Raw genomic sequence first — 14188 nt, 5'->3', positions numbered from 1 at the left:
TCAACGCACGTCTTTATTCATCGACATCACCCACGCTATGAAGGTTCTCAGCGGTGCTGGCAGATGTTTTCGGCTCGGGTAGTAAACACAAAAATTATCAGCGGGATAGGTATAATCAGGTAGCAAACGGACAAGTTTGTTTTCGCTAATTTTATCCTCAACCAGATTCTCATAAACAAACGCAATCCCTAACCCATATTCAGCAGCCTGGATCATTGCCGCATCTGAATCGACAACCAGATCGCCATTAACAGATACCTCCATTGTTTCCCCTTGTGGATCCATAAACTCCCAGCGATACAGCTTTCCATCAGGAAAACAGCGATTTATACACCTGAAATTGACCAGATCTTTTGGTGAGTCAGGCGTGCCTGATTTCTTCAGAAAATCAGGGCTGGCAACGGGAATAAGAGCCATCTTGCCACCAAAGGGAATGGCAACCATATCTTTAGGAACATCTTGTGTATACCGTATTCCGGCATCGAAACCTGAGTCGATAATATTAATTTTTCTGTCAGTGGTGAACAACTCTAATTTAATACCCGGGTAATTATTTTTGAACGTAACGAAATGGCTTTGAAAAAAGAGATCAACCACGATCCGGGGTAAGTTGACTTTGATGACGCCTTCAGGCTTTTCTTTGTGGTCATTGAGATTATCAATGACGCGTCTGTAGTCATTCAGGACGGGCGTCACGTCATCAAGAAACGCTTTACCGACGGCCGTCAAAGACAAGCTTCGGGTGGAGCGATTCAAAAGTCTAACCCCAAGTTTTTCTTCAAGATTATTTATGGCGACAGTTAACGTCGGCGCTGAAACATTTAATTCTTTTGCGGCCTGACGAAAACTCCCGTGTTTTACAATAAGAAGTAATATTTCTATATGTTGTAATTCTGGTGCGTTTTTCATTGTTAATTCTCATAAAATACTGCATTAAAAATATACTAATTGTTATGCGTTAAGAATGAAAGTATATATTTCTTGTCATTTATCAAAACAGGAATATAAGATGAAATCACGTTATCTGGGAAAAGATAAATTCCAGGTGTCAGCGCTGGGGTTGGGTTGTATGGGGATGAGTTTTGCCTATGGTGGCGCCGAAGAATCGGAGGCGATCAATACCATTCACGCTGCGGTCGATTTGGGCGTTACCTTCCTTGATTCCGCGGAAGTTTATGGCCCCTATGATAATGAAGTCCTGGTCGGGAAAGCGATTAAAGGCATTCGCGACAAGGTACAGATTGCGACTAAATTTGGTTTTCGCATCCTTCCCTCCGGACGCGGGCTTGAACGTATGGCTGGTGTTGACAGCCGCCCTGAACATATTCGTGAAGCGGTAGAAGGTTCACTTAAACGTCTCAATATCGAGACTATCGATCTGCTTTATCAGCACCGCGTCGACCCGTCTGTACCTGTTGAAGACGTTGTGGGAACAATGGCTGATTTAATCAAGGAAGGGAAAGTTCGCCATATCGGGCTTTCAGAAGTCTCAGCCGACACGTTACGCCGGGCCTGCAAAGTTTATCCGATTACCGCCGTGCAAACGGAATATTCGCTCTGGACTCGCGAGCCGGAGGAAAGCATTCTCAACGCTTGCCGCGAGCTGGGCGTTGGGTTTGTGCCCTACAGTCCGCTGGGTCGCGGATTTTTAACCGGGAAAATCACGGACAGCTCCGGCTTTGGCGAGGATGATTTCCGGCGGAACCTGCCCCGCTTCCAGAAAGCAGCGATGCAGAAAAACCAACAGCTGCTCGGCCAGCTACAGGATGTCGCGGATAAATACCGCTGTTCCCTCGCGCAGCTGGCCCTCGCATGGGTGATGAGTAAAGGAGATGACATTGTTCCTATTCCCGGGGCTCGAAAAATAGCGCATTTGCAGGATAATGCGGGGGCGGTCAGCCTGAATCTTTCCGATTCTGATATTAAGTTCGTTGACCATGTCTTTACGCCTGACAATATCCAGGGGCAAAGATATAACCAGGGTGATTTTAATTTAATCGATAAATAACACACTGCATTACATTCTCCCGCTTCTCTGGCGGGAGAGTTCTTCATCTGTGCATTAAATGTCGCAATAATAAATAGAAGGCTAATGAATTCTTCTTCCGTTCAGTCTTAAGGTTTTCTTAATTTTGAATTGAACTATCTTTCCCATCTGGATTTTTATCATTTCAAACCACGCAATAATGAAATTTTACACTTTTACGCGTAAACTGGATTGATACTAATTATCATTAGCGTTGTTGTGTGCTTTAATCCTGTCCCACAAAGCTATGAGTGGTTACTCCCGTTGGTCTATTAAGGATATGTTCATGAATTCTCGCCTGCTGTCCTGCTTCTCGCTTGCCTTGTTGTCGTCATCCCTTTTCCTTTCCACACAATCAGTTGCCGCCGATAACAACGAAGGTATCGTTGTGTATAACGCGCAGCATGAAAACCTGGTGAAGTCGTGGGTTGACGGTTTTACCAAAGAAACCGGCATTAAAGTGACTTTGCGCAATGGTGATGACAGCGAGCTGGGTAACCAGCTGGTTCAGGAAGGCAGCGCATCGCCGGCCGACGTATTCCTGACGGAAAACTCACCGTCCATGGTGCTGGTGGATAACGCTAACCTGTTTGCGCCGCTGGATGCAGACACCCTGAAGCAGGTACCGGCAGAGTATCGTCCGGCGCACGGTCGCTGGATCGGCATTGCCGCCCGCAGCACGGTATTCGTCTATAACCCGGCAAAACTGAACGAGCAGCAGCTGCCTAAGTCGCTGATGGATCTGGCGAAACCCGAGTGGAAAGGCCGCTGGGCGGCATCACCGTCAGGCGCGGATTTCCAGGCCATCGTGAGCGCGATGCTGGCTCTGAAAGGCGAAAAGGCCACTCTGGAATGGCTTAAGGCGATGAAAGCTAATTTCGTTGCCTATAAAGGCAACAGCACGGTGATGAAAGCCGTCAATGCCGGCCAGATTGATGGCGGCGTGATTTATCACTACTACCGCTTTGTCGATCAGTCTAAAACCGGTGAAAACAGCAAAAACACCCAGCTCTACTACTTCAAACACCAGGATCCGGGCGCGTTTGTGAGCCTTTCCGGCGGTGGCGTGCTGGCGTCCAGCAAGCACAAAGCCCAGGCGCAGGCCTTCATCAAATACATTACCGGCAAAGAAGGTCAGGAGAGTCTGCGTACCAACAACGCCTTTGAATACGCTGTGGGCGTAAACGCGGCCTCAAATCCGAAACTGGTCCCACTGAAAGATCTTGATGCACCGAAAGTTGAACCTTCAACGCTCAACAGTAAAAAAGTTATCGAGCTGATGACGCAAGCCGGTCTGCTGTGATCCTGAGAGTGAAGTGAACGTCTTATGTCTGGTCTGAGTCTCGACATCGGAAAAAACACAGTGCAGGAGCCTGCCCGCAGGCGTCCTGCACTGCCGATGGTTGCGTTAGCTGTGTTGTTTTCATTAATGGCGCTTCTGCCTTTGGGTTTTATCATTGCCATTGGCATTGAGACCGGCTGGGAAACCATTAAGGCGCTGGTGTTTCGCCCGCGTGTTGCTGAGCTACTCAGCAACACGCTGTGGCTGACGGCTTTAGCGGTTCCGCTGTGTATCGTGACGGGCGTGGCGATAGCCTGGCTCACCGAGCGCACGCAGCTTGCCGGGCGAGGGATCTGGTCTGCACTGGCGGTCGCCCCGCTGGCGATCCCCGCGTTTGTGCAAAGCTATGCCTGGGTAAGCGTTGTCCCCTCCATGCATGGGCTCTCCGCGGGCGTGTTCCTCTCCGTTCTGGCCTACTATCCGTTTATCTATATGCCGGTTGCGGCGGTGCTGCGTCGTCTTGACCCGACGCTTGAAGATGTCGCCGCATCGCTCGGCACGCCGCCCTGGCGGGTCTTTTTCCGCGTGGTGCTGCCGCAGCTCAAGCTGGCTATCTGCGGCGGCGCGCTGCTGGTGGCGCTGCATCTGCTGGCGGAATATGGCCTGTACGTGATGATCCGCTTTGATACCTTCACCACGGCAATCTATGACCAGTTCCAGTCTACCTTCAGCGGCCCGGCGGCGAACATGCTGGCGGGCGTGCTGGCCTTGTGCTGTCTGGCTATTCTGGTGCTGGAAGGCGTAACGCGCGGAAAAGCACGCTACGCGCGCATTGGCGCCGGGGCCGCGCGCGAGCAAAAACGCTGGCCGCTGAAGCCTGCGGCTGCCGCGCTGGGCCAGCTGTTTTTCATCGTGCTGATCGTGCTGGCGCTGGGCGTGCCGTTGATTGTCCTGTGTCGCTGGATTTGGCTCGGCGGCGTGCAAAACTGGATGAGTCCCGATCTCTGGCACTCCCTGCGCCAGACGCTGATGCTCGGCGTGGGCGGTGCGCTCCTGACGACGGCGTGCGTGATCCCCATCGCGTGGCTCGGTATCCGCTATCCGCACCGTATCTTTCGGATGCTGGAAGGGTGCATCTATATCACCAGTTCACTGCCGGGCATTGTCACGGCGCTGGCGCTGGTCACCGTCACCATTCATTACGCCCGCCCCATTTACCAGACGGAAATTACCCTGTTCCTGGCCTACCTGCTGATGTTTATGCCCCGAGCGCTCATCAACCTGCGGGCGGGAATTGCGCAGGCGCCGGTTGAGCTGGAAAACGTGGCGCGCAGCCTGGGCAGCACGCCCGCGAAGGCGCTCTGGAGCGTTACGATGCGGCTGGCCGCGCCCGGTGCTGCGGCGGGTGCCGCGCTGGTTTTCCTCGGCGTCAGCAACGAGTTGACCGCCACGCTGTTGCTCTCTCCGCTGGGCACGCGTACGCTCTCCACCGGATTCTGGGCGCTGACCAGTGAAATTGACTATGTGGCCGCCGCGCCTTACGCGATGCTGATGATCCTGATTTCACTCCCGCTGACCGCCATTCTCTATATGCAGTCGAAAAAAATTGCAGGGCTATGACATGCTTGAATTAACCGCCATTTCTAAATCGTTTGCTGATGTGCAGGTGCTCGACAGCTTGAACCTGAGCGTTGCGCCGGGGAGCAGGACGGCGATTGTCGGGCCGTCCGGGTCGGGGAAAACCACGCTGCTGCGTATTCTTGCCGGTTTCGAAACGCCTGACACCGGGCGTATTGTCATGCAGGGGAGAACGCTGTTTGATGAAAACCGTTTTGTCCCTGCCCACCAGCGCGGGATCGGTTTTGTACCTCAGGAGGGGGCGCTGTTCCCGCACCTCAACGTGGCAGACAACATTGCCTGGGGGCTGGATGGCACCCGCCACGAGAAACGCCAGCGCGTTGAGGCGCTGATGGAAATGGTGTCTCTGGACAGGCAGCTGGCAACGCACTGGCCTCACGAGATTTCCGGCGGGCAGCAGCAGCGCGTGGCGCTTGCCCGTGCGCTGGCCCAGCGTCCTTCACTGATGCTGCTGGATGAACCGTTCTCGGCGCTGGATACCGGCCTGCGCGCCATGACGCGTAAGGCAACGGCCGATCTGCTGGCCGAAGCGGGCGTGGCCTCGATTCTGGTCACCCACGATCAGAACGAAGCGTTGTCCTTTGCCACGCAGGTTGCCGTGATGCGCTCCGGACGCTTCACACAGGTCGGTACGCCTTATGAGGTTTACACCCGTCCCGTTGACGAAGAGACGGCGCTGTTTCTTGGCGACGCCGTGATCCTGCCAGCTCAACTCGCTGCCGGGTATGCCGTGTGCGCGCTGGGTGAAGTGCCGACGGACAACGCGCATGCGACAGGACAGGGCAGGGTGATGATGCGCCCTGAACAATTACGCGTGACGGCATGTGCCTCACATGAAAGCCCGATCTCGATTCTTGATGTGGATTTCACCGGACAGCTATCGACGCTCACCCTCGGATTAGCCGGGCAGCAACAGCCCGTGATTCTGAAGACCGTCAGCCAGCCAGGATGGAACCCGGGCACGGCGGTACGCATTGATATTGCTGGCACCGCGCGGGTATTCGAATATTCTTAATATTCGTTAGTAATTTCATGCAACGGGTTGTTATAAAAGAATTTTCCCGAACGTATGGCATTTCCTGAGATTCTCTACCATGCTCATAAAACCTCACCACAATGCGTGAGGTTTTTCGTAGTTGCTGATTAATCTCAAGGAAAAAAGGTTATGAAAAAGACGACTGCTATTTTGTTGGGAACGGCGTTACTGTTTACGACCAATGCTTTTGCTGCTCAGTTGCTGACAAAAAATGAGTTCAAGAAAGTTGCGTCTCAGTATCAAAAAATCGGTACGGTAAGTACCTCGAATGAGGTATCGGTTGATGATGCAAAAAAAGAACTGATTGAGAAAGCCGATAAGAAAGGCGCAGATGTCCTGGTGCTCACGTCAGGGAACACCAACAATAAAATTCACGGTACGGCCAATATCTACAAGAAAAAATAACGTCACTGCAGCCACCCCGAAACGGGGTGGTTGTTCCTCACCCTGTCTCCCCATCTATTCATGTTGTTCGCGGTTACGCTTGCTAACGCATAGATAATGCGTATAGTTCTCATTTGCATTGCTATCAATACATTCTAAGGCCCGACAACGGGTCATTTTTGCGCGCACTTTCAAATGAGTTAACGATGAACAACACCAACATACACAAAACGCTACTGGCGCTCGCCGTTGGCGCGGTAACACATTCCGCCTTCGCGGCGGTCGATCAAAAAGAAGATACCTTCGTCGTGCAGGCTAAGCCTGCCAGCGAGTTCAAACCCGGTGGCGATCGGCTGGTACCGGCCTTCCTCGACGGACAGGTGGCAAACGGCGGACGGATGGGGATGCTGGGCCAGCAGAACGCCATGGACGTACCGTTCAACATCATCAGCTACACCTCAAAGCTGGTGGAAGATCAGCAGGCGAAAACCATTGCTGACGTGGTCGCCAACGACGCGGGCGTGCAGTTCGTTCAGGGTTTCGGTAACAGCGCGGAAACCTACCGTATTCGTGGCCTGAAGTTCGACGGTGACGACATGACCTTTGGCGGGCTGTCCGGCGTGCTGCCGCGCCAGGTGGTGGATACCCAGATGGTTGAGCGCATTGAGATCTTCAAAGGGGCAAACGCCCTGATGAACGGCGCGGCGAGCTCCGGCGTGGGCGGGATGATCAACCTTGAGCCAAAACACACGGGCGAACTCCCGCAGGCGAAAGTGGGCGTGGACTACACCTCAGATTCTCAGATTGGCACCACGCTGGATGCGGGCCGTCGCTACGGCGACAACGACCAGTTTGGCGCGCGGGTGAATCTGGTGCACCGCGAAGGGGAAACCGGCATACCGAACGATCGCCGCCGCACCACGCTGCTCTCTACCGGCCTGGATTACAGCGGTGACCGCTTCCGCACCTCGCTTGATCTGGGCTATCAGAAGAAAACCTTCCACGGCAGCCCAACCAGCGTCAATATTTCGGCGGTGGATTTCGTGCCCGAGCCGCCGAAAAACGATCGCAACTTCTCGCAGAAGTGGGCCTACAGCAACATTGAAAACGAGTTCGGGATGTGGCGCAGCGAGTACGACATCACCGACGGCTGGACCGCCTATACTGGCCTGGGCGCGCAGCACGCGCATGAGGAAGGGATCTATAGCGCGCCGAAGCTGGTAGATAAAAGCGGCAAGGCAACGGTCAGCCGCCTTGATACCAACCGCATCAGCGATTCCGTCAGCGGCATGGCGGGCATTCGCGGTAATTTCAATACCGGTTTCGTCTCGCATAAGGTCAACGTCGGCTACTCGGCGATGACCAAAAACGAAAAAATCGCGTGGAAAATGTCGGCGACGAAGGATAACCCGACGACCAACATCTACCACAATACCGGCGTGGATATGCCGGATAGCAGCAACCTCAACGGCTCAGGCGGGAAATACAGCGATCCGCTGACCAGCGGGCGCACCCGTACTCAGGGCTGGCTGCTGAGCGATACGCTGGGCGTACTGGACGATAAGCTGCTGTTCACCGCCGGGGCGCGCCATCAGAAGGTGGTCGTTCGCGGGTATAACAAAATTACCGGTGCGGAAAACGCGGCAGACGGCTTCGACGGCAGCCGCTGGATGCCAACCTACGGCGTGGTCTACAAGCCGTGGGAGGAAATCTCCCTCTATGCCAACCACACCGAAGCGCTGCAGCCGGGCAAAACCGCGCCTAATACCGCCACCAACTACGGCCAGAGCACCGGTATCGTGCACTCTAAGCAGAACGAAGTGGGCGTGAAGGCGGACTTTGGCCGCGTGGGCGGATCGCTTGCGCTGTTCGAAATTAAAATGCCGTCGGCGATCCTCGACGACAGCGGCCACTACGGCCTTGACGCCGAGCAGCGTAACCGTGGCGTGGAGCTGAACGTCTTTGGCGAGCCCCTGCTGGGGATGCGTCTGAATGCCAGCGCTACCTGGCTGCAGGCTGAGCTAACCAAAACCAAAAATGGCGTGAATCAGGGGAACGATGCGATCGGTATTCCGAACTTTTACGCCGTGCTGGGCGCAGAGTACGACATCAAGCCGATTGACGGCCTGACCGCCACCGCCCGCGTGAACCACTCCGGCGCGCAGTACGCTGACCTGGCAAACACCAAAAAGCTGGACAGCTACACCACGCTGGATCTGGGGATGCGCTATCGCTTCGCGGTGAACCACAATGCAAACCAGATGACCGTGCGCGCAGGCATCGATAACGTGACCAATGAAAACTACTGGGCCAGCGTGGACGATTCCGGTACTTACATCACGCAGGGCGAACCGCGCACCTTTAAGATCTCGGTTGGCTACGAATTCTAAGCGTTCCATCTCGTTATCCGGGGCAGGGATGCCCCAATCCCTTGCTACCTCCAGCATGAAGTGTTAAAACGTGCCCCTTCTAAAAAAGAGACAGGGGTAGGACGTGAAAGACGCGTCATCCGCTTCAGGCCATGGTAGCGCCGAAGCCTCGTCGGATCAGAATCCGACGCTGCAACGTGGTTTGCAAAATCGACATATTCAGTTAATTGCCCTTGGCGGCGCGATCGGTACCGGGCTGTTTCTTGGTATCGGCCCCGCTATTCAGATGGCGGGCCCGGCGGTACTGCTGGGGTATGGTATCGCCGGGATTATTGCCTTCCTGATCATGCGTCAGCTTGGCGAGATGGTTGTTGAAGAGCCGGTTTCAGGCTCCTTCGCGCACTTTGCTTATAAATACTGGGGCCCGTTTGCAGGCTTCCTGTCCGGCTGGAACTACTGGGTTATGTTCGTGCTGGTGGGGATGGCGGAGCTGACCGCCGCAGGCATCTACATGCAGTACTGGCTGCCGGATGTCCCGACGTGGATCTGGGCGGCGGCCTTCTTCATCATTATCAACGCCGTTAACCTTGTTAACGTCCGCCTGTATGGCGAAACCGAGTTCTGGTTTGCGCTGATCAAGGTGCTGGCGATTATCGGCATGATCGGCTTTGGCCTGTGGCTGCTGTTCTCCGGCCACGGCGGCGAGCGCGCCACGATCGATAACCTCTGGCAGCACGGCGGCTTCCTGGCGACCGGCTGGAAAGGGCTGATCCTCTCGCTGGCAGTGATCATGTTCTCCTTCGGCGGATTAGAGTTGATTGGCATCACCGCCGCGGAAGCGCACGACCCGCATAAAAGCATTCCAAAAGCGGTTAACCAGGTGGTATACCGTATTCTGCTGTTCTACATCGGCTCGCTGGTGGTGCTGCTGGCGCTCTATCCGTGGGTGGAAGTGAAATCCGACAGCAGCCCGTTCGTGATGATTTTCCACGATCTGAACAGCAACGTGGTCGCCTCGGCGCTGAACTTTGTCATTCTGGTGGCGTCGCTGTCGGTCTATAACAGCGGCGTTTACTCCAACAGCCGTATGCTGTTTGGCCTCTCCGTGCAGGGCAACGCGCCGAAGTTCCTTACCCGCGTCAGCCGTCGCGGCGTGCCGGTGAATTCCTTGTTCCTTTCCGGTGCCATTACGTCGCTGGTAGTGCTAATCAACTACCTGCTGCCGAAAGAGGCCTTTGGCCTGCTGATGGCGCTGGTTGTCGCCACGCTGCTGCTGAACTGGATCATGATCTGCCTGGCGCACCTGCGATTCCGCGCCGCGATGCGCCGCAAGGGACGCGAAACGCAGTTCAAAGCGCTGCTTTACCCGGCGGGGAACTACATCTGTATCGCTTTCCTGGGGCTAATTCTGGTGTTGATGTGCACCATGGATGAGATGCGTCTCTCGGCGATGCTGCTGCCGGTGTGGGTGATCTTCCTGTTTGTGACGTTTAAGCTTTCCCGCAAAAAGTAGCACGTTTTTCACCCTCTCCCTGTGGGAGAGGGCCGGGGTGAGGGCACCAGACCGCACTTGCCTTCACGCCCGGGTGCCTACACAGATTACCTGGCAATGACCCCCGACAGGGCGCGAATATCGTTCCCGGTCGGGGACTGGTGAATACGCAACCCAAATTCATCCACCACCGCGAAAATATGGTCGAAGATGTCGGCCTGAATCTCCTCATATTCTGCCCAGACCACCGTATTGGTGAAGGCATATATTTCAATCGGCAAACCATTCGCGTCAGGTGCTAGCTGGCGCACCATCAGCGTCATATCTTTGCGAATGCGCGGGTGGTTGCGCAGATATTCGTTCAGGTAGGCGCGGAAGGTGCCGATATTGGTCATCTTGCGCAGGTTTAATACCGATTCCCCTTCACCGTTCTGCTGATTCCACAGGTTAATTTCCTCATGACGCGCGGCCAGATAAGGCTTCAGCAGTTTCGCCTGAATGAGTTTCTGCTGCTCCTGTTCGTCGAGAAAATGAATACTGGTGGTATCAATATTCAGACTGCGCTTAATACGTCGCCCGCCGGAGGCCGACATGCCGCTCCAGTTGATAAAGGCGTCGGAGACCAGGGCCCACGTCGGAATAGTCGTAATCGTATTATCGAAATTTCGTACTTTCACGGTGGTCAGGCCGATATCCGTCACCGTGCCGTTGGCGCCGTATTTCGGCATTTCCAGCCAGTCGCCGAGCTTGAGCATGTCGTTGGCGGAAAGCTGAATACCTGCCACCAGTCCGAGTATCGGGTCTTTAAACACCAGCATCAGCACGGCGGCCATGGCGCCCAGACCGCTTATCAGAATCGCCGGGGACTGGCCGATGAGCAGGGAGATAATCAATATCCCCACCAGGATGGCGCTCACCAGCTTGATGCCCTGGAAGATCCCTTTCAGCGGCAGCTGTGACGCGGTGGCCATTTTCTGCGACAGATTGAAAATCACGTCCAGCAGCGAGAAGAAGGAGAGCAGGGCATATACCATTACCCACAGCCTGGCGCAGGTAGTGAGAATTTCCGCTGCTTCGCTGCCTTTTTGCAGCCACAGTACCGCCTGGACATTGACAATTATCCCCTGCAGGGTAAAGGCCAGACGGTGAAATAATTTATTCTGGGTGATGATCTGCAGCCATAAATGGCTGCTGGCCTGCGCGCGTTTTTCGAATGCGCGAAGCACCCCTTTGTGTAGAATAAAATGAACGATGATGGCGGTAAGAAAAATAATACCAAAGATAATTACTAAAGAGGTGGTGTGATTAATTTCAATGCCTAACTCTTCAACCTGAGCAATCAATTCCTGCATAACGTCTCCTGTATTTTTGCAGCCCCATAATGGCGGCTGCGGATCTATTATGCAAATTCACGAACTTATTTGGCTGCCTGGCAGACCTTTACCACCGGCAGGCACAGGCTATGGCGGATGCGCAGCGTCGCCAGAGCCAGCACCACCATCATGGCCGTTTCCACCATCAGGAAGACGTTAACCGCCTGGGTGTAATCCCCGTGATGGTTTTGCAGCGCGTGCAGCAAGATTGCGCCAAAAATGGCCGGGCCAAGACCCAGCGCGGCCTGCTGGAGCGTGCTTAAAATAGCGCTCGCGGCCCCCGCGTCGTCAGGCTGAATGTCGCGCATCCCGATGCGGTAGAAGCTGTTCACGATCAGCGCCTGCCCGTAGCCCACCAGTCCGGTGGCGGGTGCCAGCGTCAGGGCGGTATTCTCTATGCCCCAAACGCGGAACGTGGCGATCAGCGCCAGCAGGCCGGTGATCTGGATCGCCAGACCCGTCAGCAGGATGGTGCTGGTGCTGTAGCGGGCAATCAGCCGCGGCGCGAACCACGCCGAAACAAAGTAGGTCACGCCCAGGGCGATAAAACTGTTCCCGGACTGCCACGGCGCCATCCCCAGACCGGTTTGCATGGTCAGGGCCATACAGAACATAAATCCGGACCAGACGCTGAAAAAGAGCATCGCAATCAGAATGCCAAAGCGCACGCTGCGAAGCGCAAGCAGGCGCGGCGGGATCAGCGGGTGGGCATTCTCACGCTCTTTTTTGCGCGCATTCAGCGCCATCAGCCAGGCCAGCGGAACAAGGGCGAGCAGCATCGCCTTCAGCGGCCAGGACCAGTGCCACTGCGGGCCGAGCGCCATCGGGAACAGCAGGCAGCAAAGCATGATGGCCAGCAACACGGTACCCGGCCAGTCGATGCGTGACGGCGTCTCGCGACGGGTTTCCGGTACGAAGCGGCGGCTCAGCGCCAGCACCATCAGACAGATCGGCACGTTGATAAAGAAGGCGTTACGCCAGCCCAGCCCGGCGATATCCGCCGACACCAGCCAGCCGCCGCCCATCTGCCCGACGATAAACGCAATCCCGCCGATGCCGCCGAACAGGCTGATGGCTTTTGCATGTGCCGTACCTTTCAGCGTCACGTGCAGCGTGGCAAGAATTTGCGGCATGATCAGTGCGGCACCCGCGCCCTGAACGATGCGCGCGGCGAGCAGCTGTTCAATGTTCCCCGCCATTCCGCACAGCAGCGAGGCCAGACCAAAGCTCGCCACACCCCACATAAACAGACGGCGACGGCCAAAATTATCCCCCAGCTTGCTGCCGAGCGCGAGGCAGACGGCAAAGGCCACGCCGTAGAGCGCGACGATCAGCTCCAGCTCGGTGGCGGTAGCGTGCAGTGAATGGGTAATGGCGTCCAGCGCCACGTTGGTGATTGAGGTATCAATCATCGGAAGCATCTGGCCGGTTAACAGCAATATCAGGCCAGCGCGACCCGGTGAAACAACTGACGTATTCATGGTAACTCCATTGCGTCATTCAACAGATGGTCGTAGCATCTACCATCAGATAAACGGGTACCAGTTCTTGTTTATACTGGTACTGGCACTACCATGCAGGGGGATTTATGGCGCTGATGTCTGAACCCGTCGTCTCACTTCAGGATGACACCCGAAAACAGCTGGGGGCATTTTTACGCGCGCGGCGTGAAAGTCTCGATCCGCAGCGCTTAGGCCTGCCGCGCAGCGGTCGCCGCCGCACGCCCGGTCTGCGCCGGGAAGAGGTGGCGATGCTCGCTGACGTGGGCGTAACCTGGTATACCTGGCTTGAGCAGGGCAGGGACGTCAATCCGTCCAGCGCGGTGATGGCGGCCGTGGCAAAAGCGCTGCAATGTACTCCGACCGAGGCCCGGCATCTGTTTGTGTTAGCGGGTTTGCCGCCGGGTGAAGCGCCGCAGGCGGTCTGCTGCGAGGGCATCAGCGAAGGCACCCGACGCCTGCTGGATACGCTGATGCCAAAACCTGCCAGCATCCAGAAGCCCAATTTCGACATCGTGGCGTGGAACGACAGCTTCGGCCACCTGATGGGTGTGGATTTCAATGAAATCCCGCCGGAAGACCGCAACTGTATTTACCTGTTCCTCACGCATCCGGCGTGGCGCGCGCGCCTCGGCAGACGCGACGACGTGCTGCCCATTTTTGTCTCCTATTTCCGCGCGGCGATGGCCGAGCACCGGGGCGACCCGCTGTGGGAAGCCAAACTGGCGCGCTTCTTTGCGGTGTCCGAAGAGTTTAAAACCCTGTGGCACCAGCGTAACGACGTGCGCGGCGTGGAGAACCAGCTCAAGCTGTTTACCCATCCCGAGCTGGGGGAGTTTACGCTGCAGCAGATGTACTGGTATTCCGCGCCGCGAAACGGGTCGCGTTTGCTGGTGTATCTGCCGGTAGATGAGGCGGGGGAGAGGGCGATGGCGTGGCTGGCGGCGCAGGGGAAATAGTTTTTTGCGAGGGGCTTTCAGGGAGTAAGAGCCGATTCTGCTAAGTGGATGAGACAGGTGTAAGGTGGGTTTAACTTAGCCAGTCGACTGAATCGACATCATTTCGATGAGGTGTTAAGTCGTCTATACT

The 14188-nt window shown here is 55.6% G+C and carries 11 protein-coding genes; 8 read left to right on the top strand and 3 right to left on the bottom strand.

Translation table 11 applies throughout. The features are described 5' to 3' along the window. Positions 1-909, bottom strand: a complete 909-nt coding sequence (locus BM007_RS07560) for a LysR family transcriptional regulator (RefSeq protein WP_090417954.1) — start codon at positions 907-909, stop codon at positions 1-3. A 100-nt stretch (positions 910-1009) separates the two neighbouring features. On the opposite strand from BM007_RS07560, the gene BM007_RS07555 reads away from it, so the two are divergent. From BM007_RS07555 to pheP, 7 genes are all read left to right on the top strand, one after another. After that, positions 1010-2008: an aldo/keto reductase gene (locus BM007_RS07555; protein WP_090417950.1), complete on the top strand. Its 999-nt coding sequence runs from the start codon at positions 1010-1012 to the stop codon at positions 2006-2008. Positions 2009-2312: 304 nt separating this feature from the next. Further along, positions 2313-3329 carry an iron ABC transporter substrate-binding protein gene (locus tag BM007_RS07550; RefSeq protein WP_024906891.1) on the top strand — a complete coding sequence of 339 codons (1017 nt, stop codon included), beginning with the start codon at positions 2313-2315 and terminating at the stop codon, positions 3327-3329. A gap of 24 nt (positions 3330-3353) precedes the next feature. Then, positions 3354-4928 carry an ABC transporter permease gene (locus BM007_RS07545; RefSeq protein WP_175557790.1) on the top strand — a complete coding sequence of 525 codons (1575 nt, stop codon included), beginning with the start codon at positions 3354-3356 and terminating at the stop codon, positions 4926-4928. Between the two features lies 1 nt (position 4929). Then, positions 4930-5961 carry an ABC transporter ATP-binding protein gene (locus BM007_RS07540; protein ID WP_090417944.1) on the top strand — a complete coding sequence of 344 codons (1032 nt, stop codon included), beginning with the start codon at positions 4930-4932 and terminating at the stop codon, positions 5959-5961. 150 nt (positions 5962-6111) lie between these two features. Then, positions 6112-6387, top strand: coding sequence for a DUF1471 family periplasmic protein YahO (gene yahO, locus BM007_RS07535; RefSeq protein ID WP_024906894.1), 276 nt, complete (start codon positions 6112-6114; stop codon positions 6385-6387). A gap of 185 nt (positions 6388-6572) precedes the next feature. Beyond that, positions 6573-8756 carry a TonB-dependent receptor gene (locus BM007_RS07530; protein ID WP_090417941.1) on the top strand — a complete coding sequence of 728 codons (2184 nt, stop codon included), beginning with the start codon at positions 6573-6575 and terminating at the stop codon, positions 8754-8756. Between the two features lie 103 nt (positions 8757-8859). Then, a complete protein-coding gene (gene pheP, locus BM007_RS07525; RefSeq protein WP_048991439.1) occupies positions 8860-10248 on the top strand; it encodes a phenylalanine transporter in 1389 nt (462 codons plus the stop codon). An 86-nt stretch (positions 10249-10334) separates the two neighbouring features. Here pheP and BM007_RS07520 read toward each other — a convergent pair whose 3' ends face one another. Continuing rightward, positions 10335-11579: a mechanosensitive ion channel family protein gene (locus BM007_RS07520; RefSeq protein ID WP_024906897.1), complete on the bottom strand. Its 1245-nt coding sequence runs from the start codon at positions 11577-11579 to the stop codon at positions 10335-10337. Positions 11580-11644: 65 nt separating this feature from the next. Further along, positions 11645-13081, bottom strand: a complete 1437-nt coding sequence (locus BM007_RS07515) for an MFS transporter (RefSeq protein ID WP_090417938.1) — start codon at positions 13079-13081, stop codon at positions 11645-11647. A gap of 107 nt (positions 13082-13188) precedes the next feature. On the opposite strand from BM007_RS07515, the gene BM007_RS07510 reads away from it, so the two are divergent. Continuing rightward, a complete protein-coding gene (locus BM007_RS07510) occupies positions 13189-14058 on the top strand; it encodes a helix-turn-helix transcriptional regulator (RefSeq protein ID WP_090417935.1) in 870 nt (289 codons plus the stop codon). Positions 14059-14188 lie beyond the last annotated feature (130 nt).

The organism is Enterobacter sp. NFIX59 (assembly GCF_900113755.1).
GTDB lineage: Bacteria > Pseudomonadota > Gammaproteobacteria > Enterobacterales > Enterobacteriaceae > Enterobacter > Enterobacter pseudoroggenkampii.
This window is presented reverse-complemented; position numbering and strand designations above follow the sequence as displayed.

Coding starts and splice junctions, on each gene's coding strand:
- BM007_RS07560 (WP_090417954.1), bottom strand. CDS start 909: ATGAAAAACGCACCAGAATTACAACATATAGAAATATTACTTCTTATT.
- BM007_RS07555 (WP_090417950.1), top strand. CDS start 1,010: ATGAAATCACGTTATCTGGGAAAAGATAAATTCCAGGTGTCAGCGCTG.
- BM007_RS07550 (WP_024906891.1), top strand. CDS start 2,313: ATGAATTCTCGCCTGCTGTCCTGCTTCTCGCTTGCCTTGTTGTCGTCA.
- BM007_RS07545 (WP_175557790.1), top strand. CDS start 3,354: ATGTCTGGTCTGAGTCTCGACATCGGAAAAAACACAGTGCAGGAGCCT.
- BM007_RS07540 (WP_090417944.1), top strand. CDS start 4,930: ATGCTTGAATTAACCGCCATTTCTAAATCGTTTGCTGATGTGCAGGTG.
- yahO (WP_024906894.1), top strand. CDS start 6,112: ATGAAAAAGACGACTGCTATTTTGTTGGGAACGGCGTTACTGTTTACG.
- BM007_RS07530 (WP_090417941.1), top strand. CDS start 6,573: ATGAACAACACCAACATACACAAAACGCTACTGGCGCTCGCCGTTGGC.
- BM007_RS07520 (WP_024906897.1), bottom strand. CDS start 11,579: ATGCAGGAATTGATTGCTCAGGTTGAAGAGTTAGGCATTGAAATTAAT.
- BM007_RS07515 (WP_090417938.1), bottom strand. CDS start 13,081: ATGAATACGTCAGTTGTTTCACCGGGTCGCGCTGGCCTGATATTGCTG.
- BM007_RS07510 (WP_090417935.1), top strand. CDS start 13,189: ATGGCGCTGATGTCTGAACCCGTCGTCTCACTTCAGGATGACACCCGA.